18 protein-coding genes and 1 pseudogene are annotated in these 21,667 nt (G+C 72.4%); 16 read left to right on the top strand and 3 right to left on the bottom strand.

The genetic code is table 11. From position 1 onward, the window contains the following. From BUE41_RS32005 to BUE41_RS16950, 5 genes and pseudogenes are all read left to right on the top strand, one after another. A pseudogene (locus BUE41_RS32005) lies at positions 1-570 on the top strand (ATP-binding protein); the annotation flags it as partial. Then, positions 570-2,459, top strand: a complete 1,890-nt coding sequence (locus BUE41_RS16965; protein WP_073458068.1) for a hypothetical protein — start codon at positions 570-572, stop codon at positions 2,457-2,459. The pseudogene BUE41_RS32005 and the gene BUE41_RS16965, both read left to right, overlap by 1 nt. After that, positions 2,459-3,058 carry a hypothetical protein gene (locus BUE41_RS16960; RefSeq protein WP_073458067.1) on the top strand — a complete coding sequence of 200 codons (600 nt, stop codon included), beginning with the start codon at positions 2,459-2,461 and terminating at the stop codon, positions 3,056-3,058. The genes BUE41_RS16965 and BUE41_RS16960 overlap by 1 nt, the downstream gene beginning before the upstream one ends. 1 nt (position 3,059) lies before the next feature. Then, positions 3,060-4,061 (top strand): C40 family peptidase, encoded by a 1,002-nt coding sequence (locus BUE41_RS16955; RefSeq protein WP_143172199.1) that lies wholly within the window; start codon positions 3,060-3,062, stop codon positions 4,059-4,061. Positions 4,062-4,122: 61 nt separating this feature from the next. Beyond that, positions 4,123-4,551, top strand: a complete 429-nt coding sequence (locus tag BUE41_RS16950) for a hypothetical protein (RefSeq protein ID WP_073458066.1) — start codon at positions 4,123-4,125, stop codon at positions 4,549-4,551. A gap of 8 nt (positions 4,552-4,559) precedes the next feature. On the opposite strand, the gene BUE41_RS16945 is transcribed toward BUE41_RS16950, so the two are convergent. Both BUE41_RS16945 and BUE41_RS16940 read right to left on the bottom strand, forming a co-directional pair. Next, on the bottom strand, positions 4,560-5,333 hold the full coding sequence (locus BUE41_RS16945) for an ESX secretion-associated protein EspG (protein WP_073458065.1): 774 nt from the start codon (positions 5,331-5,333) through the stop codon (positions 4,560-4,562). Continuing rightward, a complete protein-coding gene (locus tag BUE41_RS16940; protein ID WP_073458064.1) occupies positions 5,330-6,529 on the bottom strand; it encodes a hypothetical protein in 1,200 nt (399 codons plus the stop codon). The genes BUE41_RS16945 and BUE41_RS16940 overlap by 4 nt, the downstream gene beginning before the upstream one ends. Positions 6,530-6,745: 216 nt before the next feature. Between BUE41_RS16940 and dnaK the strand changes: the two genes are divergently transcribed. The 4 genes from dnaK to BUE41_RS16920 all read left to right on the top strand — a co-directional run bounded on the left by dnaK (position 6,746) and on the right by BUE41_RS16920 (position 11,301). Beyond that, a complete protein-coding gene (gene dnaK / locus BUE41_RS16935) occupies positions 6,746-8,599 on the top strand; it encodes a molecular chaperone DnaK (protein WP_073458063.1) in 1,854 nt (617 codons plus the stop codon). Next, on the top strand, positions 8,596-9,408 hold the full coding sequence (gene grpE / locus BUE41_RS16930) for a nucleotide exchange factor GrpE (protein WP_073458062.1): 813 nt from the start codon (positions 8,596-8,598) through the stop codon (positions 9,406-9,408). The genes dnaK and grpE overlap by 4 nt, the downstream gene beginning before the upstream one ends. A 25-nt stretch (positions 9,409-9,433) precedes the next feature. Beyond that, entirely contained in the window at positions 9,434-10,594 is a 1,161-nt protein-coding gene (gene dnaJ / locus BUE41_RS16925) for a molecular chaperone DnaJ (RefSeq protein ID WP_073458061.1), read from the top strand. A gap of 263 nt (positions 10,595-10,857) precedes the next feature. Next, positions 10,858-11,301 (top strand): heat shock protein transcriptional repressor HspR, encoded by a 444-nt coding sequence (locus tag BUE41_RS16920; RefSeq protein ID WP_073458060.1) that lies wholly within the window; start codon positions 10,858-10,860, stop codon positions 11,299-11,301. Between the two features lie 55 nt (positions 11,302-11,356). Here the strand turns inward: BUE41_RS16920 and BUE41_RS16915 are convergent, their stop codons facing one another. Next, complete coding sequence (locus tag BUE41_RS16915) at positions 11,357-12,529, bottom strand: globin domain-containing protein (protein ID WP_407691671.1); 1,173 nt, start codon at positions 12,527-12,529, stop codon at positions 11,357-11,359. Between the two features lie 346 nt (positions 12,530-12,875). On the opposite strand from BUE41_RS16915, the gene BUE41_RS16910 reads away from it, so the two are divergent. From BUE41_RS16910 to BUE41_RS16880, 7 genes are all read left to right on the top strand, one after another. Further along, positions 12,876-13,364, top strand: a complete 489-nt coding sequence (locus BUE41_RS16910; protein WP_327194773.1) for a pyridoxamine 5'-phosphate oxidase family protein — start codon at positions 12,876-12,878, stop codon at positions 13,362-13,364. Positions 13,365-13,474: 110 nt separating this feature from the next. Next, positions 13,475-16,084 (top strand): ATP-dependent chaperone ClpB, encoded by a 2,610-nt coding sequence (clpB, locus tag BUE41_RS16905; RefSeq protein WP_073458058.1) that lies wholly within the window; start codon positions 13,475-13,477, stop codon positions 16,082-16,084. A 278-nt stretch (positions 16,085-16,362) separates the two neighbouring features. Continuing rightward, on the top strand, positions 16,363-17,028 hold the full coding sequence (locus BUE41_RS16900) for a type III secretion system chaperone family protein (RefSeq protein ID WP_073458057.1): 666 nt from the start codon (positions 16,363-16,365) through the stop codon (positions 17,026-17,028). Between the two features lie 17 nt (positions 17,029-17,045). Next, entirely contained in the window at positions 17,046-17,819 is a 774-nt protein-coding gene (locus tag BUE41_RS16895) for an SDR family NAD(P)-dependent oxidoreductase (protein WP_073458056.1), read from the top strand. A gap of 32 nt (positions 17,820-17,851) precedes the next feature. Next, entirely contained in the window at positions 17,852-18,421 is a 570-nt protein-coding gene (gene pyrE / locus BUE41_RS16890) for an orotate phosphoribosyltransferase (protein WP_073458055.1), read from the top strand. A gap of 163 nt (positions 18,422-18,584) precedes the next feature. Further along, the gene (locus BUE41_RS16885) at positions 18,585-19,247 is read left to right on the top strand and encodes a hypothetical protein (RefSeq protein ID WP_073458054.1); all 663 of its coding nucleotides are present in this window, start codon (positions 18,585-18,587) and stop codon (positions 19,245-19,247) included. Continuing rightward, positions 19,247-21,652, top strand: a complete 2,406-nt coding sequence (locus BUE41_RS16880; protein ID WP_084755224.1) for an AAA family ATPase — start codon at positions 19,247-19,249, stop codon at positions 21,650-21,652. Before BUE41_RS16885 ends, BUE41_RS16880 begins: the two co-directional genes overlap by 1 nt. Positions 21,653-21,667: the final 15 nt, after the last annotated feature.

Below are 21,667 nucleotides of genomic sequence, written 5' to 3'. Positions count from 1 at the left end.
CTGGTGAACGCCGTGTTCGTCGGCCGCACCGACGACGCCGAGGCCCAGGCCGACGCCCTGCGCCTGCTCAAGGTGCCCACCGGGGTGGGCTACGAGCAGATGCTCGGCACGCTGTCGCCGCGGCCGCGGCACGACGACCGGCCCGACGACACCCCGCGGCAGTTCATCTTCGCCGACGGCCACGGCGGGGTGGAGAAGATCCGGATCGATCTGGAGGCACCGCACCTGGAGCACGTGCGCCGGGCGCTCGACACCAACCCCGACGCCAGCCGCGTCGCCGCCCGGAGCACGCCGTCGGCCGTCCGGGCACCCGACGAGCCTGCCCCGCGTACCCGGCCCGCCATCGCCCAGCAGACGCCCACCCGCGTCGTCGAGCTGGCCGACGACCTGGATGACGACCCGGGCGAGTTCGCCGACCTCGACGATCCCGACGGGCTGCTGCGCGACGACCACCGCCGGGTGCCCGAGCTGCGCGTCGGCGAGGACGTGGCGCTCGGCGACGACCTCGACGAGCTCGATCTCGACGAGGACCTCCGCACCGACGAGCGAGCCGACGAGGCCGTCCGCTGATGTCCGGCCCGACCTGGCTGCTCCTGCTGGGCGTGCTCGCGGCAGCGGTGCTCGTCGACGCGCGCAGGCGCCGCACAGCGCGCCGCACCGCGCCCCGCCGCCCGCGCCGCCGGTACGCGCTGCTGGTGGTCGTCGCGATCGTCTGCGGCTCATCGCTGATCGGCAGTCCGGCGATGGCGCAGCCGCTGAACTGCAAGGAGGCGCCGGAGCCGGACCGGCCGGGCACCGGGCTGGTCGGCTCGCTGGACCCGACCCGCTCCTCCGGCGGCGTCGAGGGCAGCGTCTACTGGGAGACCGGCTACGCCGGGCTCATCTGGCACAACTACGACCTCGGCTGCGCCGGAGCCGCGTTCAACCCGGCCAGCACCACCGACACCTGGCTGGGCAACCAGGTCTTCAACATCTCGAAGTTCGTCGTCGGCGGGGTCAACTGGGCGCACTACCTCATCGCCGAGGGCGGCGAGATCCTCGCGCCGCTCGACGAGCTGATCGTCTCCGCCGTCACCGCGATGTACGAGTCGGTGTTCACCCCGTGGATCGGGGTCGCGCTGGCTGTCCTCGCTGCGCTGGTGCTGATCCTGACCGTGCGGGGCGACCTCGCGCAGCAGACCCGCCGGATGCTGTTCGCGGTGGTCGCGCTCGCCGTCGGGTCGGCGGCGTACCTGGCCCCGATGGGGCTGTCGAAGGTCGCCGACCAGTTCCTCCTCGACGGCGTGACCACCATGCAGGAGGGCTTCCTCGCCCAGACCGGGATGGGCAGCACCGACACCCTGCCCACCGTGCTGGTCGACCAGGTGCTCTACCAGAACTGGCTGCGCGGCGTGTTCGGCGCGCCGGACGTGCCGCAGGCCGAGCAGTTCGGCCGCGACCTGCTGCGCGCGCAGGCGTTCACCATCGACGAGATCGACCAACACCTCGACACCCCGGAGCTGGTGGCCGAGAAGAAGGCCCGCTACGCGGCGATCGCCGAGCAGATGGGCGACCGCTACGCGTACTTCCAGGGCAAGGCCGGCAGCCGGATCGGCGCGGCGGTGCTCTCGGTGCTGCAGGCCGTCTGCATCGCGGTGTTCCAGCTGCTGTCGAAGCTGCTGGTGCTGGTGGCGATGCTGCTCATCCGGTTGATGGTGATCGCCGCACCAGCGATCGCGGTGGTGGCGATCCTCAAGCCCGACATCCTCCCGGCGCTGCTGCGGGTCGGCGGCGCGGCCGTGGTGAACACGCTGATCGTCGGCGCGATGGCCGGGCTGCACGCGCTCGTGGTGATCTCGCTGTTCCGGCCCGAGGCGAACATCGACCTGTGGCTGGCGATGCTGGTCTCCGGCGTCGTCACCGTCGTGCTGTGGGCCGTGGCGCGGCCGTTCCGCCGGCTGGTGTCCATGGTCTCGCTCACCCGCGAGCAGTTCGGCGGGATCGTGCCCAGCGTCGGCGACGGCCCGATGGCCCGCGTCTGGCAGCGGCTGCGCGCCGCCCCGGCCGACGACCGCCAGACCCGCTGGTGGGAAGAGCGGCGGGCGGCCGCGGAGAGCCGCCGCGAGTGGGCGGGCGCCCGGCCCGAGTCCGAGTCGGCCGCCCGGGTGCGGGCCACCACCACGCGGGTCTCGCCCGATCCGGCCTCGGCGGCGACCGATGCGCAGGCGGTGCCGGCCGCCCGGCGGGCCGCGCTCCCGGCCGGGAGCGGCTCGAGTCCCCGGCCCGCGCCCGCGTCGCCCACCTGGGAGGACCCGGGTGAGATCGACGACCGCACGATCTACCGCAGGCCCGACGCCGTGCCGCTGCGGCCGGGCGGCGCCCGACCGGTCGACGCCGAGATCGTCGACGGGGTGCCCGTCTACCGGATCTACCGGCCGCGGCCGTCCCAGCAGGTCTACACACCGCGCGGAGCCGGTTGATGCCGATCAGGACCCCGCACGGCCGGGCGGCCGCCTACCGTGCCGTCTGGCAGTGGCCGCTGCGCTCGCCCGCCCGCCTCGCGATCACCGCCGTCGTCGCGGTCGCCGTGGTCGCCGCGGTGTCGTTCGGGATCGGGGCGCTGACCCCGGACCGCACGGGTCCGCTGGACGGACCCACCAGGGCCACCCCGACGGCCCGCTCGCTGCCGCCCGGCACCTCGTACACGCCGGCCCCGACCGCACTGCCGCCGGTGCCCGCCCTGCGGCCGACCGAGCTGCCGCTCTCGGCCGCGCCACCGGCGGCGGTGGACGCGGCGCTGCGGTGGACCCGGGCCTGGGTACGCCCACCCGAGGGCACCACCGCCCAGCAGTGGCTGGAGGGACTGCGACCGCTCACCACGCCCGAGTACCTGGGCGTGCTGTCCACGGTCGATCCGGCCAACATCCCCGCCACCCGCGTGACCGGGGAGCCGCGCGCCGTCTCGGTGGCGCCGCAGTCGGTGCGGGTGCAGGTGCCCACCGACGCCCTGACCCTGCTCGTCGTCGTCGTCGACGACGAGGCCGGCACCTGGCGCGTCGCGGACTACGACGAGGCCTGACGTGCGCACGCTGCGGCCGCTGCGACTGCTCGTCCCCGTCGTCGCGATCTTCTCGGCGCTCGCGCTCTTCCTCGGCATCGGCTTCGCCGTGTTCACCGCCGGCCTCGGCTCGGGGGGCGCCACCGGCGGGGGCTGGTGCGACGTCGGCTCGGCCGGTGGCCGCGGCGCGACCGTCACCGCCGCCCAGCTGACCGAGGAGCAGCGGCAGAACGCGACGACGATCCTCGGCGTCGTCAAGCAGAAGGGGCTGCCGCCGCGGGCGGGGCTGATCGCGCTGGCGACGGCGATGCAGGAGTCGACCCTGCGGAACCTGCACTACGGCGATCGCGACTCGCTCGGGCTGTTCCAGCAGCGGCCCTCCCAGGGCTGGGGCAGCCCGGCGCAGGTCACCGACCCCGTGTACGCGACGTCGATCTTCCTCGACCGGCTGGTGCAGATCCCCGGGTGGGAGACGCTGCCGGTCACCGTCGCCGCGCAGGCGGTGCAGCGCTCGGCGTTCCCCAACGCCTACGCGAAGTGGGAGCCGCTGGCCGCCGAACTGGTGGCGCAGATCGGCGCGGTGGCGGCGGTGGGCCCGGCCGCGGCCTGTGCGCCCGCCGTGCTCGCCGAGGGGGTGGCGGCCGCGGCGATCCGGTTCGCGCTCGGCGAGGTCGGCAAGCCGTACGTGTGGGGCGCGACCGGCCCGGACACCTACGACTGCTCCGGGCTGATGATGGCCGCGTTCCGCGCCGCGGGGATCACGCTGCCGCGGGTGTCGCGCCAGCAGTTCCACGCGGGCGGACACGTGCCGGTGCGCGAGGCCCAGCCGGGCGACCTGCTGTTCTACGCCTACGACCCGACCGACCCGAGCACGATCCACCACGTGATGCTGTACATGGGCAACGGGCAGATGATCGAGGCGCCCTACAGCGGGGAGCGGGTGCGGGTGCAACCGGTGCCGTGGGACTACTACCAGCTCGTCCCGCTGGCGACCCGGCCGGGCACCAAGCCCAACGCGGTGTGAGCACGGCCCGGCGTAGGGTCGAGGGGGTTCGATCATCTCGGCCCCCGCACTGGAGCCTGCAATGCCTCCCGAACCGTCCACTCCGGCATCCACGACGCCGGTCAAGGACTACCTCGATCGACCGGCGCCCGGCGCCTCGCGCGACTACGTGGTGATCCCCCGCTCCCTCGCCCAGTCGATGCCGCTGCGCTGGCAGCAGGTGTTCGTCGGGCTGCTCGCCGACCTGCACGACGCCTACGCCGACCTGCCGTGGCCGGAGTACGCGGTCGTGCCGAGCCGGTGGGAGCGGCTCGTCGATCTCGATGAGGAGCAGCTGGCCGAGGCGGGCTACCACGCCGACCTCGGACCGGACGGGGAGCTGGAGTTCCGCGACCGCGCCGAGAACCTCGTGCCCGACCCGGAGAACCACCGCGTGCTCGCCCGCATCCCCGATCCGCTGCCGAGCGTCGACGCCGGCCGGGTGCCGCCGCGGCCCGCTCCGCCGCTCTGATCTTCGGGTCAGACCGGGGAGAGCAGCTCGGCGACCGCGCGGCGCAGGTCGGCCCGCCCGGCCGGGCCCACGGTCACCGCCGCCGCTCCGCCGTCGCGGCGGCGCACCTGGCGGAACCAGCCCCGGCCGGTGGCGTGGAACCCGACGACGTACGGGGCCCGGCGGGTGCGGGTCCCGTCCCCGGTGCCGTGGGTGGCGCCGAACTGGCCGCGCAGCCGCACGTCCCGGCACATGCCCCACAGCAGGGCCGCGCGGGTTTCGCTCACCCCGGCCGCGGTGAGCACCTCGACGAACCGGTGGGTCGACGGCTCGGCCGCCCGGCGGGCGGCGTCGAGCACGCCTGCCGGCAGCCGCACGTCCCGGCCCGGGCCGGGGCCGGCCGCGCGGGGCAGGTCGACCAGCACGTCGGCGACGTCGGCGGCGGGGACGTCGAGCAGTGCGATCTCCCGGTCGTGGCGCACCGCGACGGTGGCCTGCTCGCCGCGCACGGCCGCGACCGCCGCCGCCACCGATCCGGCGACCCAGCGCACGTCGGCGGACCGGTGCGGCCGCGCGAGCCGGCGCAGGTGGGTCTCCAGCGCCGGTCCCGGGCGGCGGCCGTCGGCGAGCCCGCGGGCCGTGAGCTCGGCGAGCGCGCTCGCCACGGCGGCGGCGCGCTCGTCGTCGGTGAGCCCGGTGCGCGGCGGATCGAGCTGCCACGGTGTCTCATCGAGGCCGAGCAGCTCCCAGCAGACCTCGAACTCGGACGTGGTGACGATCCGCGCGGCCGACCAGTCGATCATCGCCCGTCCGGATCCGCCCCGATCACGCCGTCGACGTGCGGGGGCAGCTCCACGTCGAACGGCGCCGAGCTGGGCGTCCAGTACTTGGTGCGGTGCGTGGTGGCCGCGCCGGCCGCCCCGCCGCCCATGATCGGCGGGATCGCCGTCGTGCCCGGCCGGGCCGGGGCACCGGACGGGGACGCGGCGACCGGGCTGCCCGGCCGGCCGGCGGGCGTCGGGGGCTCGGGCACCGCCGGGAGCTTGCCCGCGAACCGCCGGCCGTCCGGGGCGAACACGCTCGGGTTGCGCCGGGCGCCGATCAGCCCGTCGGTCACTCCGGGCGGTGCAGCCGCGGGCGGTGGGAGCGCGGGCAGGGTGGGACCGCTGCGCCGGGGCGCCGGCCCGCTGCCGGCCGGCGCGGCGCCCGGACGCGGTGCGCCGAGTGCCCGTGGGACGTCCGCGGCGGACGGTGGTGGTAGTGCCGGTGTTGTCGGTGTTGGTGGTGGTGCCGCGCCCGGCCGGGCTCCGGTGCTCGGGGTGGTCGCGGGCCCGGGACCCGGATCGGTCGCCGGCCGGACGGAGGGGACCGCCCCGGCGCCGGGTCCGCCCGGATCGGGCACCACGGGCAGCCCGCCCGCCCAGGCGCCCGAGCCACCGCCGCCCTGCGGCGCCGCGGGCGGCCCACCCGCCGGGGCGGTGGTGGCGGTGAGCGTGGGGAACTCGTCCACCAGCTGCCGGGTGCGCTCCTCGTGGGCGCGCAGTGCGGCGTTCGCGGCGGCGTCGGCGGTGCGGTGCCTCTGCACCACCGCGAAGTGGTCCTCCTGGACCGTGAACGGATCGGCGGGAACACCGGGCCGCCATGCAGCGTCCGGATCCTCGAAGTGGACCTTGCTGCGCAGCTGCTCGAACGACTCCGCGTAGCCGGCGACCGCGGCGTGCCCCTCGTCGTTCGCGCCCGCCGCCGTCGTGGCGCGGTGGGCGGCGGTGCGCAGCGAGTCCTGCGCCGCGTCGGCCGCGTGGCCGGTCCAGGCGGCGCCGAGCGCCTCGATGTCGGCGGTGAGCCGGGCGTGCGAGCCGGAGAAGGTGGTGGCGATCAGGCGCAGCTTCGCCGGCAGCGGGTCGCCCGACGCGCCCGGGGCGCCGGCGAGCCACTCCGCCTTCTCCCGGAGGTCGACGTTCTCGTAGTTGTAGTGCTTGATGCTGGCCAGCTCCGCCACGTCGGCCCCCCGGTTCGGTGATCCCGAGCAGGGTACGAGCCGGGCAGTGGTCGTGTGGGCCGTTCCGGAGAACCAGCGGGAACAAGTTCCGGGCCGTGCTCGTTGGACCGGACAGCAAGTTGAGCGATCCTGGCTCAAGGCTGCGAAGATCGGTGATCCAGGCTCGTGGCAAACTTGAGCCACATCCACGCAAGAAAGGCATCGGAGGCATCAACCATGGGGCGTGCGGTCGGTATCGACCTCGGGACCACAAACTCCGTCGTCGCCGTCCTCGAGGGTGGCGAGCCGACGGTCATCGCGAACTCGGAGGGTTCGCGCACCACCCCCTCGATCGTGGCGTTCGCGCGCAACGGTGAGGTCCTCGTCGGCCAGCCGGCCAAGAACCAGGCGGTGACCAACGTCGAACGGACGATCCGCTCGGTGAAGCGCCACATCGGTACGGACTGGCGGACCAACGAGATCGACGGCAAGCGGTACGCGCCGCAGGAGATCTCCGCGCGCGTGCTGCAGAAGCTGAAGCGCGACGCGGAGGCGTACCTGGGCGAGGAGGTCACCGACGCGGTGATCACCGTGCCCGCCTACTTCGAGGACGCGCAGCGCCAGGCCACCAAGGAGGCCGGCCAGATCGCGGGCCTCAACGTGCTGCGGATCGTGAACGAGCCCACCGCGGCCGCGCTCGCGTACGGCCTCGACAAGGGCGAGAAGGAGCAGACCATCCTGGTCTTCGACCTCGGTGGCGGTACGTTCGACGTGTCGCTGCTGGAGATCGGCGACGGCGTCGTGGAGGTCAAGGCGACCAACGGTGACAACCACCTGGGTGGTGACGACTGGGACGAGCGGATCATCCAGTGGCTCGTCGACAAGTTCAAGGCCGCGCACGGCATCGACCTGACCAAGGACAAGATGGCGATGCAGCGGCTGAAGGAAGCGGCCGAGAAGGCGAAGATCGAGCTGTCCTCGCAGACCAGCACCACGATCAACCTGCCGTACATCACCGTCGACGCGGACAAGAACCCGCTGTTCCTCGACGAGACGCTCTCCCGAGCGGAGTTCCAGCGGATCACCCAGGACCTGCTCGACCGCACCCGGGCGCCGTTCAACCAGGTCGTCAAGGACGCCGGCATCTCGGTCAACCAGATCGACCACGTCGTCCTCGTGGGTGGGTCCACCCGTATGCCGGCGGTCACCGACCTGGTGCGCGAGCTCACCGGCGGCAAGGAGCCCAACAAGGGCGTGAACCCGGACGAGGTCGTCGCCGTGGGCGCCGCCCTGCAGGCCGGCGTGCTGCGCGGTGAGGTCAAGGACGTCCTGCTGCTCGACGTCACCCCGCTGTCCCTCGGCATCGAGACCAAGGGCGGCGTGATGACCAAGCTGATCGAGCGGAACACCACGATCCCGACCAAGCGGTCGGAGATCTTCACGACGGCCGAGGACAACCAGCCGTCCGTGCAGATCCAGGTGTTCCAGGGCGAGCGCGAGATCGCCGCGCACAACAAGCGCCTGGGCATGTTCGAGCTGACCGGGATCCCGCCGGCACCGCGCGGTGTGCCGCAGATCGAGGTGTCGTTCGACATCGACGCCAACGGCATCGTGAACGTGTCCGCGAAGGACCTCGGCACCGGTAAGAGCCAGGCCATGACGATCACCGGCGGTTCGGCCCTCAGCAAGGAGGAGATCGACCGCATGATCAAGGATGCCGAGCAGCACGCCGCCGAGGACCGCAGGCGCCGTGAGGAGGCCGAGACCCGCAACCAGGCGGAGTCGCTGGTCTACCAGACCGAGAAGTTCATCAAGGAGAACGAGGACAAGCTCCCGTCCGACGTCAAGGACAGCGTCAACGCCGCGCTCGGTGAGGCGCAGTCGGCGCTGAAGGGCACCGACATCGAGGCCGTGAAGGCCGCGATGGAGAAGCTGACCACCGAGTCCCAGAAGATGGGCAGCGCGCTCTACCAGCAGCCGGGCGCCGACGGCGCCGCGGCGGGCGCAGCCGGTGCCGCGGGCTCCGCGCAGGACAAGAGCGACGACGTGGTTGACGCCGAGATCGTCGACGAGGAGAAGAAGGACAAGTGAGCGAACACGACCGCAAGGAGCACGCCGGTAGCGGTGAGGCCGAGCGGGTCGTGGTTCGGGACAAGCGCCGGATCGATCCGGTGACCGGCCAGCTGCGGACCCCGCCCGCCGAGGAGGCGGCCGGGGCCGCGGCCGGACCGGACCAGCCCGGATCGCAGTCCGGCGAGGCCGCGCCCGAGTCCGCTCCCTCGCAGTCCGGTCCTTCGCCCGCCGAGCAGGAGCTGGCCGCCCAGCTCGCCGAGCGCACCGCCGACCTGCAGCGCATCACCGCCGAGTACGCGAACTACCGGCGGCGTGTCGAACGCGACCGGGAGGCCATGCTGGTCTCCACGCGCGCGCAGATCGTCGGGGAGCTGTTGACCATCCTCGACGACCTGGAGCGCGCCGAGGCGCACGGCGACCTGACGGGCGCGTTCAAGGCCGTCGGCGACAAGCTGGTGGCCACGGTGCAGAAGCTCGGCCTGGAGGGGTTCGGCCACGAGGGCGAGCCGTTCGACCCGTCGGTGCACGAGGCCGTGCAGCACGAGACGACCGACGCCACCGGGCCGGTCACCACGGTCATCGCGTCGGTGCTGCGGCGCGGCTACCGCATCGGCGACCGGATGCTGCGCCCGGCCATGGTCACGGTCGTCGACCGGGTCGAGGAGATCACCGCGGAAGAGGCCAGCACGGAAGAGACCACCGCGGCGCAGACCACGGAGCAGACCGGTACGGCGGAGGCGCAGGCCTCCGGCCCGACCTCGGAGCAGGACGCGACGCAGGCTGCCGACCAGGGCTCGAACGCGGGACAGGGCCCGGAGCAGGCCTGAGCGAGATGAGCCGAGGGGAGGCGAGATGACCCAGCGCGACTGGATCGAGAAGGACTACTACAAAGAGCTGGGTGTCTCCTCGGACGCGTCCCCCGAGGAGATCAAGAGGGCGTACCGGAAGCTCGCCCGCGAGCTGCACCCGGACGCCAACCCGGGGGATGCGAAGGCCGAGGCGCGGTTCAAGGCCGTCTCGGAGGCCTACGGGGTCCTGTCGGACGAGAAGAAGCGCAAGGAGTACGACGAGACCCGTGCGCTGTTCGCCGGCGGCGGCTTCCGCGGTGGGTTCCCGGGCGGCGGCTTCCCCGGCGGCGCTCAGGGCTTCGACCTGAACGACCTGTTCGGCCGCGGCCCCGGTGGGCTCGGTGACCTGTTCGGCAACCTGTTCGGCGGCGCGACCAGGACCGGGCCCACCGGGCCGCGCGCCCAGCGCGGCGCGGACGTGGAGAGCGAGCTGACGATCGACTTCGTCGACGCCGTGCGCGGCGCCGAGGTGCCGATCAAGCTGTCGTCCCCCGGGCGCTGCGACCGCTGCGGCGGTACGGGTTCCCGGCCGGGCACCACGCCGCGCACGTGCCCGGTGTGCGGCGGGGTCGGGCTGGTCAGCCGCAGTCAGGGGGCGTTCGCGTTCTCCGAGCCGTGCACCCAGTGCCGCGGCAGCGGGCGGATCATCGACGACCCGTGCCCCGAGTGCGGCGGCGACGGCGTGAGCACCCGCATCCGGTCGCTGACCGTGCGTGTCCCGCCGGGCGTGAACGACGGGCAGAAGGTACGGCTGAAGGGCCAGGGCGAGCCCGGCCGGGGCGGTGCGCCGGCGGGCGACCTGTACGTCACCGTGCACGTCACACCGCACCGGTTGTTCGGCCGATCGCCGAAGAACCCGGACGACCTGACGATCACGGTGCCGGTCACGTTCCCGGAGCTCGCACGGGGCGCGACGGTCACCGTGCCGACGCTGGACTCCACGGTCACCCTGCGGATCCCGCCGGGCACCGCGAGCGGGCGCACGTTCCGCGTCCGCGGCCGGGGCGTCCAGAAGCGCAACGGCACGGCCGGCGACCTGCTGGTCACTGTCGACGTGGCGGTGCCGCAGCGGCTCAGCGAGAAGGCCGCGGAGGCGCTGGCGGCCTACGCCGAGGCCACGAAGGACTTCGATCCCCGTGCCCACCTGCTCGAAGGTGCCCGATGAGGGCGCCGTGGGCACGGGGCCGGGCCGTCGCGCCCGAGGTAGCGGAACGGCGGTGAGCGGCCGTGCGACCGATGTCCCGACCCGGCAGCGGCGCCGAGAACGGCTCGGGTGAGGACCGCGCCGCGCGGCCCGACGTGATCGGTCCCGACGCGGTTCCTCAGCAGCGATGCGTGGGCAACCAGGCGCGGACGCGCAAGAATCGAGGGAGCAGGACGACGACCCGCCGGGCGGCGAGCCCGCCGGGCAGGAACGGAGGTGGCTCGTTGACCGAGGAGCCGGTTCTTCCCCCGGGCGCGAGCCCCGACACACCGGTCTTCGTCATCTCCATCGCCGCGCAGCTGGCCGGCATGCACGCGCAGACGCTGCGCAGCTACGACCGGATGGGCCTGGTGACCCCGGGCCGGTCGCCAGGCGGCGGGCGGCGCTACTCGGCCCGCGACATCGCCCTGCTCAAAGAGGTGCAGCGGCTCTCCCAGGAGGAGGGCGTCAACCTCGCCGGCATCAAGCGGATCATCGAGCTCGAGCAGCTCGTCGACGAGCTGAAGGCCAAGATCGAGGAGCTGACCAAGGAGGTCGTGGCGGCGCGGGCAGCGGCGGAGCAGGCCGCGGCCGCGGTGCACGCCTCGTACCGGCGCGACCTGGTGCCGGTGGACCGCAGCCAGGCCCTGGTGGTGTGGCGGCCGCCGCGGCGCCCCCAGCGGGGCTGAGGACCGCCGCACCGGTCGGCCAGGTCTCCGTCCAGCTCCGCCTCTGCCCGCCGCCTCAGTCCAGCGTGAACGGGTCGTAGCGGATGCGGTCGAGCGGGGTGCCCGCCACCAGCATCCGCGACACCGTCGCGCGGATCATCGCGGGCGATCCGCAGACGATCACGTCGTGATCGGCCCACGACCCGTACCGGGTGACGACGTCGGCCAGTGTGCCGATCTCCGCCCCGGACTCGGAGTCGTCCCGCTCCACGACGGGGACGACGTCGAGCCACGGGTTGTCGTAGGACATCTTGCGCAGCGCCGGGAAGTCGTACAGGTCGTCCCAGGAGCGGCCGCCGACGAAGACCTGGGTGCGCGGCGGGTTCTGCCGCCGGGTGAGGTCCTCGACCAGCGCCTTGATCGGCGCCGCGCCGGTGCCACCGGCGACCATGAGCACCTCGCGGTCGGACTGCGGATCGACGAACATCCGGCCCATGGCAGGGCCGATCCGCCAGGTGTCGCCGACGCGGGAGTGGGCGACGATCGCCCGGCTCACCCAGCCGCCGTGGACGGCGCGCACGTGGAAGGTGAGGGTGTTGTCCTCGCGGGGCGCGTTGGCCGGGGACAGGTAGCGCCACAGCCGCGGCCGCTGCGGCGTCTCGACGGAGACGTACTGGCCGGCCCGGTACGGCAGCGGCTCACTGGTCTGCACGGTGATGGTGGCCAGGTCCCAGCCCAGTCGCTCGTGGGCGACGACGCGGCCGAGCCAGGACGCCGGGCCGCGCTCGGCCGAGGCGGCCCGGGTCATCGCGGCGGCGACCATCGCGTAGGCGTCGGTCCAGGCCTTGTGCACCTCGGGGGTCCAGGCGTCCCCGGCGAAGGCGCCGACCGCCGTCACCAGGGCGTACCCGACGGCGTCGTAGTGCTCGGTCAGCACGCCGAACTTGCGGTGGTCCCGGCCCAGCTGCTCGACGAACGGGAACAGCTCGGCCGGCTTGTCGCACATGTGCACGACGTGGACGAGGGCGCGCAGCAGGCGGCTGCGCTGCACCTCCATGTTGACCGGGAAGAGCTCACGGGTCTGCGGCGCGTGCGCGAACAGCGTGGCGTAGAAGTACCGTGCGACGTCCTCCGCCTGTGGCTCGACGAGGGCCCAGCTGGTGCGGATCGCCGCGACCATCGGGCTCTCCTCGGGACGCGCATCACCCACCGAGTCCAGGTCGGCGGTGAGCAACTGTTCCGCTGTCATCGACGGCCGGTTCCTTAGCTCTCGGCGCCCCGCTCGGGGAGGCAGGACGCACCTTCGGGGGCGTGATCTCGACGTGCCAGCGTAGCGTGCGGAGCCACTCCTGAGGGTGACCTCGCCGCCACGGAAATGGCACTGTGGCGGGTTGTCGCCTGCACGAAAACAGGCGACGTCCAGCAGTTCGACCGAACGGGGCAGCGTGTTACCGACCGATCACACCACCGAGTGCACCATTCCGACCCAGCGTCCCGGATCTGATGGTGAGCACCACCTGCAGGCAGCCTTCGGCACCACTGCCCGAGCAGCCAGGTTCTACGAGGACCAGGTCCGCGACCGGCTGCTTCCCCGGATGATCGAGTTCATCAAGCGGATGGAGATGGTGTTCGTCGCCACCTCCGACGCGAAGGGCGAGTGCGATTCGTCACTGCGCGCGGGCGAACCGGGTTTCATCCAGGTGCTCGACGACAAGCACCTCGCCTATCCCGAGTACCGCGGCAACGGCGTGCACGCGAGCCTCGGCAACATCATCGAGAACGGCCACGTCGGCCTGCTCATGGTCGACTTCGTCGAGGACCTCATCGGGCTGCACGTCAACGGCCGGGCGTGGATCGTGGAGGACGACCTGCTGCGGGCCGAGCACCCCGAGATCCCCGCAGCCGAGGACCTCGGGCGCCGGCCGGAGCGCTGGGTCGTCGTCGAGGTCGAGGAGGCCTACATCCACTGCCGCAAGCACATCCCGCGCATGGCGCGGGTGCACGAGAGGCGGGAGTGGGGCACCGACGACCCCGGGCGCAAGGGCGGCGACTACTTCGGGGCGAAGGCCGAGCGGCGGGGCTGACACGCCGCAGGTGCGTGAAGTTGAGGGGAACAGACTCAACTTTTCTGACGTTGTTCGTAGCGAACGGGCACGATCGAGCCCACGAGACGCAACGCAGGAGGAAGTGAGGGATGGACTCCTTCAACCCCACCACGAAGACCCAGCAGGCCATCTCGTCGGCCGTGCAGGCTGCCTCCCTCGCCGGTAACCCGGAGGTCGGGCCGACCCACCTGCTGGGCGCACTGCTGGCGCAGGCCGACGGCATCGCTGTGCCACTGCTGGAGGCCGTCGGCGCCGACGTCGCCGCAGTGCGCGCCGGGCTGACCCAGCTCGGCAACCGCCTGCCGTCAGCGTCCGGGTCCACCGTCGGTCCGCCCCAGATGTCCCGGGCGGCGCTCAACGCGATCAACGCCGCCCAGCAGCTCGCGACCGAGATGGGCGACGAGTACGTGTCCACCGAGCACCTGCTCGTCGGGCTCGCGAAGGCCGGCGGCCCGGTGGCCGACCTGCTCGCCCGCCACGGCGCCACCCCGGAGGCGCTGCGCGAGGGCTTCACGAAGGTGCGCGGCAGCTCCCGCGTCACCAGCCCCGACCCGGAGGGCACCTACCAGGCCCTGCAGAAGTACGGCGTCGATCTGACCGAGCGCGCCCGCAACGGCGAGCTCGACCCGGTCATCGGCCGTGACCAGGAGATCCGCCGCGTCGTGCAGGTGCTGTCGCGGCGCACCAAGAACAACCCGGTGCTGATCGGCGAGCCGGGCGTCGGCAAGACCGCGATCGTCGAGGGCCTCGCCCAGCGGATCGTGGCCGGCGACGTGCCGGAGTCGCTGCGCGGCAAGAAGGTCGTTGCGCTCGACCTGGGCTCGATGGTGGCCGGTGCGAAGTACCGCGGTGAGTTCGAGGAGCGGCTCAAGGCCGTCCTGAAGGAGATCACCGAGTCGGCGGGCCAGATCATCACCTTCATCGACGAGCTGCACACGATCGTCGGGGCCGGCGCGACCGGCGAGGGCGCGATGGACGCCGGCAACATGATCAAGCCGATGCTCGCGCGCGGCGAGCTGCGGCTGGTCGGCGCGACCACGCTCGACGAGTACCGCCAGCACATCGAGAAGGACCCCGCACTGGAGCGCCGCTTCCAGCAGGTCTACGTCGGCGAGCCGTCCGTCGAGGACACGATCGGCATCCTGCGCGGGCTGAAGGAGCGCTACGAGGTCCACCACGGCGTGCGGATCACCGACGCCGCGCTGGTCGCCGCGGCCACGCTGTCCGACCGGTACATCACCGCCCGCTACCTGCCCGACAAGGCCATCGACCTGGTCGACGAGGCGGCGTCCCGGCTGCGGATGGAGATCGACTCGCGGCCCGTCGAGATCGACACGGTCGAGCGCGCGGTGCGTCGGCTGGAGATCGAGGAGATGGCGCTGGAGAAGGAGTCCGATCCCGCCTCGGCCGACCGGCTCAAGGCGCTCCGTCAGGAGCTGGCCGAGAAGCGCGAGGAGCTCTCCGCGCTCACCGCGCGCTGGCAGCGGGAGAAGGCCGCCATCGAGGAGACCCGCGCGCTCGCGGCGAAGCTGGAGCAGCTGCGCGGCGAGTACGAGCGCGCCGACCGCGACGGCGACCTGGAGAAGGCCTCCGAGCTGCTGTACGGGCGCATCCCCGAGGTCGAGAAGAAGCTCGCCGCGGCCACCGCCTCCACCAAGAGCGAGGACGTGATGCTCAAGGAGGAGGTCGGCCCGGACGACGTCGCCGACGTCGTGTCCGCGTGGACCGGGGTGCCCGCCGGCCGCATGCTCGAGGGTGAGACCGCCAAGCTGCTGCGCATGGAGGAGGAGCTCGGCAAGCGCGTCGTCGGGCAGATCGAGGCCGTGCGCGCGGTCTCCGACGCGGTGCGCCGCGCCCGGTCCGGCATCGCCGACGAGAACCGGCCCACCGGGTCGTTCCTGTTCCTCGGCCCGACCGGCGTCGGCAAGACCGAGCTGGCCAAGGCGCTGGCCGAGTTCCTGTTCGACGACGAGCGCGCGATGGTGCGCATCGACATGAGCGAGTACTCCGAGAAGCACTCGGTGGCCCGGCTCGTCGGTGCCCCGCCCGGCTACGTCGGCTACGACCAGGGTGGCCAGCTGACCGAGGCGGTGCGCAGGCGCCCGTACTCGGTGGTGCTGTTCGACGAGGTCGAGAAGGCGCACCCGGACGTGTTCGACACGCTCCTGCAGGTGCTCGACGACGGCAGGCTGACCGACGGCCAGGGCCGCACGGTCGACTTCCGCAACACCATCCTGGTGCTGACGTCGAACCTGGGCAGCCAGGCCATCGCCGACCCGTCGCTCGACGACAAGGAGCGCAAGGACGCCGTCATGGCGATCGTGCGCCAGCACTTCAAGCCGGAGTTCCTCAACCGGCTCGACGACGTGGTGGTCTTCCACGCGCTGTCGACCGAGGAGCTGACGCACATCGTCGACATCCAGCTGCGCAGGCTGCGCGATCGGCTGGCGAAGAAGCGGCTCACGCTCGACGTCAGCGACGCGGCCCGCGAGTGGCTCGCGCTCAACGGCTTCGACCCGGTCTACGGGGCCCGGCCGCTGCGGCGGCTGGTCCAGTCGGCGATCGGTGACCAACTGGCCAAGCAGCTGCTCTCCGGCGACGTGCGCGAGGGCGACACCGTGCGGGTCGACCTGGACCCGTCCGCGGAGGGCGGCACCGGCGGGCTGATCGTCGGCCGGGCACTCCCGGTGACCGTCTGAGCCCTCCGGGTTTCCCGACGAACGGCACCGTGTCGATGGCGCTCCGCTGCTCCGTCGCAGAGGCGGCTCGCGCGCCCGCGCGTGTCGTGGTCACCCTCCGGTGGTGCTCCAGGTGCGGTGCGACGGTCCGGGGTACCGGGCCGGGTGCCGTCGAGGTGGATCGCGTCCGGTAGGAGCTGCCTTCGTGAGCAGCTGCTCACGAAGGCAGCTCACGAAAGTGCCGTTCGTCGCGTGTTACTGCGCGGTGCCGGCCCGGTCGAGGTCTACTCTCCGTGCCCGTGGGGTTCACTCCGACCGTGTGGTTCGTCATCGCCGCGATCGCGATCGTGCTCGGCGCGGCGCTGCTCTTCGCGGACCGGGCGCGCAGCGGCGGCGGGGCCGGTGTCAAGGACCGCCGCCGGTGGGCGGCGATGCGGGGCTGGGAGTTCCTCGACACCGATCCGGTGCTGCCCAGCCGCTGGCGCTACGGCACCATCCACCAGGGCGGACCCGGGGTGGCCCGCAACCTGATCTCCGGCGACGTGCCCACCCCGGACGGGCCGCGGCAGGCCTACGTCTTCGACCACGAGCAGGCCGGGCGGCTCAACTCGATCCTGGCCGCTGTCCAGGTGCAGGCCCAGCTCCCGGCTGCGGTCGAGCTGCGGCTGCCGTCCGCGCCGCTGCCCGACGACGCCGGCCTCGACCTGCTGGAGCCGGTCGGTGAACGGTACGCGTTCGTCTCCGATCCCGAGGCCGTGCGCCCGCTCTTGACCAAGCGGCTCGCCGAGGCCGCCGACGCGATCGGGGACGATGTGGAGCTGCTGTGGGCCGAGGAGACGTGGGTGCTCGCCACCGCCCCGCTCGGGTCCAGCGCCGACCGGGTGCAGGACCTGCTCGCCGATCTCGCGGAGGTCGCGACCGCACTGGAGCAGGGACTCGGGGCCACGCACGGCTCGACGACCTGAGCACGTAGGGTCGGCGCGTGCCGACTGCGCTGATCACCGGAGCCACGTCGGGGATCGGGGCCGCGTTCGCGCGGCGCCTGGCCGCCGACGGCCGCGACCTCGTCCTCGTCGCCCGTGACCGCGACCGGCTGGAGTCCGCGGCGGCGGCCGCCCGCGCGCTCGGTGTGTCGGCCGAGGTGCTGGTCGCCGACCTCACGAAGGCCGCCGACCTCGAGCGGGTCGCCGAGCGGCTGGCCGATCCCGATCGCGCCCCCGTCGACCTGCTGGTGAACAACGCCGGCATGACGCTCGGCGTGGGTCTCATGGAGTGCGAGCCGGCCGATCTCGACCGCCAGCTCGATCTCAACGTCCGCGCGGTGCTGCGGCTGACCCGTGCGGCGCTGCCCTCGATGGTGGCCCGCAACCGCGGCGCGGTGATCAACGTGTCCAGCGTGGCCGGCTTCCTCGCCGGACGCGGCACCACCTACGGCGCCGACAAGGCCTGGGTCATCTCGTTCACCGAGGGCGTGGCCGGCTCGCTGGAGGGCACCCGGGTGCGGGCGATGGCGCTGTGCCCGGGGTTCGTGCGCACCGAGTTCCACGAGCGGGCCGGGATCGACGTCGGCCCGCGCACCGGGCCGCTCTGGCTCGACGCCGACCGGGTCGTGTCCGACGCACTGGCCGACCTGGCCCGCGGCAAGGTCGTGTCGGTGCCGTCGGTGCAGTACAAGGCGATCGCGGCGGCCGTGGACCTGCTGCCGCGTGCGCTCGTGCGGCGGCTGATGGCGTTCGGCGACCGCGACCGCACGTGAACGATCATCCCCAGCGGAGCGAGGAGACGACGGTGAGCAGCGACAGCGAACGCGACCAGCTCGCGACCCTGGTCCGGGAGCTCGCGGTGGTGCACGGCAAGGTCACGCTGGCCTCGGGCAAGGAGGCCGACTACTACGTGGACCTGCGCCGGATCACCCTGCACCACCAGGCCGCGCCGCTGGTGGGCCGGCTGATGCGCGAGCTGACCAGGGACTGGTCCTACGAGGCGGTCGGTGGGCTGACGCTGGGCGCCGACCCGATCGCCGACGCGATCCTGCACGCCACCGTCGCCGAGCGGATGATCGATCCGTCGATCCCGCCCGTGGACGCGTTCGTGGTGCGCAAGTCCACCAAGCAGCACGGCCTGCAGCGACGGATCGAGGGGCCGGACGTCGCGGGCCGCTCGGTGCTCGTCGTCGAGGACACCTCGACCACGGGCGGATCGGTGCGGGAGGCGCTCGCCGCGGTCCGCGAGGCAGGCGCCACGGTCGTCGGGGTCGCGGTGGTGGTCGACCGGGAGACCGGGGCGAAGGAGGCGATCGAGGCGGAGGGCGTCCCGTACCGGGCGCTGCTCGGCCTCGCCGATCTCGGCCTCGCCTGAGCGCACCGGCCGAACAACCGTCCAATTTGCCCGGTTTCCGACCGTCGTGAGCGTTGGTTGCGCACTCCGAAACATCGACGCAACCGTTCGGCGCATTCCTCGGCACCGTTCGTGACGCATACTCGACAGGTCACGATCAGGTCACGCCAGGAGGTTCGGGGGAATGGCGGCCAGACCCGCGACCCGGCGGTGGGGCGCCGCCGCCGTGCTCGCCGCCGCGCTGGCACTGACCGCCTGCGGCGCCCCCGAGTGGACCTACGTCACGAACAAGGAGGAGCGCACCTACGCGAAGGTGCCCACCAGCTGGCGCGACGTCTCCGCCGAGGTGCCCCCGACCCAGGGCGTGTTCGGCCTCGATCCGGCTCGCCTCAACTGGGTGCAGGTCTTCGACGCGGACGCGGCCCCGACCGCAGAGCACGCGATGGGGCTGGCCCCGCCGTCCGCCCCGGCGATGGTGGTCGTCGTCTTCACCCTCCCGGAGCAGCAGCGCGGCAGCGTCAGCCTGGACTTCCTGCGTGACCTCGTCTTCCCGGTCTCTGAGCGCTCGCGGACGTTGCTGGCGATGCAGCCCGTGGCCGGGCTGGACGACTTCACGCTCTACGCCGACCAGACCCTCACCCCCGGAGACGGGCTGCGTGGGGTGCGCTCGATCTTCAGCTACGCGATCAACGGCGGCCCCCCGCAGGTCTTCGACCAGACCGCCTACACCAACGACGACGCCAGCAAGATCTACCTGATCATGCTGCGCTGCTCCATCGAGTGCTTCGCCGAACGCGGCGCCGAGATCGACTCCGTGGCCTCCTCGTTCACGGTCCGGGAGAACTGATGACTGACCAGCAGGAGCCCGAGGGCAACACCGCCGTCGAGAGCGCCGCCGTCGAGCAACAGCGCCCACCGGTGCACGAACCCACCCCGAAGACCGAGCGGACCACCCGCAAACGGATGCCGTTCTGGGACCGGATCCGGCTGGTGCTGCTGTTCGTGGCGCTGTGGTTCGTGCTCGTATGGGCCGACGTCGCGGACAACCCGCTGATGACGTTCGAGGATTCGATGCGGCTTCGGCTGCAGGACGGCCAGTGGCTGCTCTGGCTCGCCGGCATCGAGGTCGTCCGCCAGCTGCACTTCCTGATCAGCGAGTTCTGGAGCGGCTACCACACGTTCTGGACCAAGTACGTCTTCGGCGGCACCGAGCGGTTCCTGAAGAAGCGGCTGACGGACTGGACCCGCTACCGGCTCTCCCGGCTGATCAAGTTCCTGTTCGTCGTCGCGCTCCTGGCGGTCGTCCTCGGGCAGATCCTCGACACGTCCCCGCTGCTGGCGCTGTTCGAGGCACCGGCGCTGCTGTGGAACGCGCTGCCGATGATCTTCCAGCTGGTCTTCGCGTTCTTCTTCATCGCGTTCCAGTTCATCGGCCTGTTCTGGCTGCTCACCCGAGGCGGGGTCGACACCTACTTCCCGGACGACATCAAGACCCGCTTCTCCGACGTCTGGGGCCAGGACCAGGTGGTCGAGCGGGTCAAGGAGAACATCGTCTTCCTGGAGGACCCCGACACCATCGAGGCGAAGGGCGGCTACGTGCCGTCCGGCCTGCTGCTGTGGGGTCCGCCGGGCACGGGCAAGACCCTGATGGCCGAGGCCGTCGCCGGCGAGACCGGCAAGCCCTACGTGTTCGTCGATCCCGGCGCGTTCACGAACATGTTCATGGGCGTCGGCATCCTCAAGGTCAAGTCGCTGTTCCGCAAGCTGCGCAAGCTCGCACTGCGCTACGGCGGCGTCATCGTGTTCTTCGACGAGGCCGACTCGCTGGGGAGCCGCGGCGCGCTCGCCCAGGTCAGGCCGGGAGGGGCCGGGCGGTACTCCCCGTTCTCCCCGCAGGCCTGCCACGGCCAGCACTACCTGTCCGAACCGGCGCGCTACCTCGTCGCCAGCTCGGCGCTGAACCCGGTGACGCCCGAGCCGGACCAGCCGCAGCGCGGCTGGAACCGGTTCGTGATGGGCGGCATGGCCGCCGGCGGCGCCGGGATGGGCACGTTGCAGGCACTGCTGACCGAACTGTCCGGCCTGAAGAAGCCGCGCGGCCTGCTGAACCGGTACGGACGACGGATCCTCGGCATGCGGCCGAAGCCGCCGCCGAAGTACCGCATCCTCGTCATGATGGCCACCAACATGCCGGAGGCCCTCGACGAGGCCCTTCTCCGGCCGGGCCGGATCGACCGCATCTACAAGGTCGGCTACCCGACCAAAGCGGGCCGGCTGCGCACGTACCAGGGGTACCTCGACAAGGTCAAGCACGAGCTGACGCCCGAGCAGATCGACAAGCTGGCCACGATCACCCCGTACGCCACGGGTGCCACGATCAAGGACCTGGTCAACGAGGCGTTGATCATCGCCATCCGCGACGGTCGCGACGTGATCACCTGGCAGGACATCACCAAGGCCAAGCACCTCAAGGAGCTCGGCCCCTCGCAGAACGTCGACTACGTGCAGCGCGAGCGGCACGCCGTCGCCGTCCACGAGGCCTGCCACGCCGTGGTGGCCTACCGGATCCGCGAACACCTGCAGATCAACATCGCGACGATCGAGATCGGCGACACCTACCTCGGCATGGTCGGCAGCATCAAGCCGGAGGACCAGTTCACGACGTGGCGCTCGGAGTACGAGGCGGACATCCTCACCTCGCTGGCCTCGCTGGCCGGCGAGCGGATGTTCTTCGACGGCGACAGCACATCGGGCGTCTCCGGCGACCTGCACTCCGCCACACTCGTCGCCACCCAGATGGAAGCGCTCTGGGGCATGGGCAGCACGGTCACCTCGTACCAGTCCTCCTCGGCGTTCCAGATCGGTATGCCGGGCGGGCGCGGGCACCGCGAGGACGAGCCCAACGCGCGCCAGGCCCTCGCCGACCGCATCGAGGACCACCTCTCGGCGTCCCTGAAGCGCGCCGGCGAGATCCTTCAGGAGAACCGGGCGTACGTGCTGGCGATCGCGCACGCGCTGGAGACCCACAAGACGCTCTCCGGCGAGGACATCGAGGCGATCATGACCGGCACTGTCGGCCCGCTCGTGGACGGCCGGATCTACACCGATCCGGACTTCCAGCGGCAGCTGGAGGAGTACCACGAGGAGGTCGTGAAGCTGCGCCGCGGCCAGACGGCCACCGTCGTGCAGCTGCCCCAGGTACCCGAGCTGGAGGGGGCTGCCCACCAGGCCGCGGCCGAGCGCCAGGACTGACACCGGCTGGGGCAC

Source organism: Pseudonocardia thermophila (assembly GCF_900142365.1).
GTDB lineage: Bacteria > Actinomycetota > Actinomycetes > Mycobacteriales > Pseudonocardiaceae > Pseudonocardia > Pseudonocardia thermophila.
Note: the sequence above shows the minus strand (reverse complement) of the source record. Positions and strands in the feature narration are given on the sequence as shown.

What these genes read in the sequence shown, in the direction of transcription:
- BUE41_RS16965 (WP_073458068.1), top strand. Translation starts at nt 570, where the DNA reads ATGTCCGGCCCGACCTGGCTGCTCCTGCTGGGCGTGCTCGCGGCAGCG.
- BUE41_RS16885 (WP_073458054.1), top strand. Translation starts at nt 18,585, where the DNA reads ATGGCGGCCAGACCCGCGACCCGGCGGTGGGGCGCCGCCGCCGTGCTC.
- BUE41_RS16910 (WP_327194773.1), top strand. Translation starts at nt 12,876, where the DNA reads ATGATCGAGTTCATCAAGCGGATGGAGATGGTGTTCGTCGCCACCTCC.
- clpB (WP_073458058.1), top strand. Translation starts at nt 13,475, where the DNA reads ATGGACTCCTTCAACCCCACCACGAAGACCCAGCAGGCCATCTCGTCG.
- BUE41_RS16945 (WP_073458065.1), bottom strand. Translation starts at nt 5,333, where the DNA reads ATGATCGACTGGTCGGCCGCGCGGATCGTCACCACGTCCGAGTTCGAG.
- BUE41_RS16960 (WP_073458067.1), top strand. Translation starts at nt 2,459, where the DNA reads ATGCCGATCAGGACCCCGCACGGCCGGGCGGCCGCCTACCGTGCCGTC.
- BUE41_RS16950 (WP_073458066.1), top strand. Translation starts at nt 4,123, where the DNA reads ATGCCTCCCGAACCGTCCACTCCGGCATCCACGACGCCGGTCAAGGAC.
- BUE41_RS16915 (WP_407691671.1), bottom strand. Translation starts at nt 12,529, where the DNA reads ATGACAGCGGAACAGTTGCTCACCGCCGACCTGGACTCGGTGGGTGAT.
- dnaJ (WP_073458061.1), top strand. Translation starts at nt 9,434, where the DNA reads ATGACCCAGCGCGACTGGATCGAGAAGGACTACTACAAAGAGCTGGGT.
- dnaK (WP_073458063.1), top strand. Translation starts at nt 6,746, where the DNA reads ATGGGGCGTGCGGTCGGTATCGACCTCGGGACCACAAACTCCGTCGTC.
- BUE41_RS16880 (WP_084755224.1), top strand. Translation starts at nt 19,247, where the DNA reads ATGACTGACCAGCAGGAGCCCGAGGGCAACACCGCCGTCGAGAGCGCC.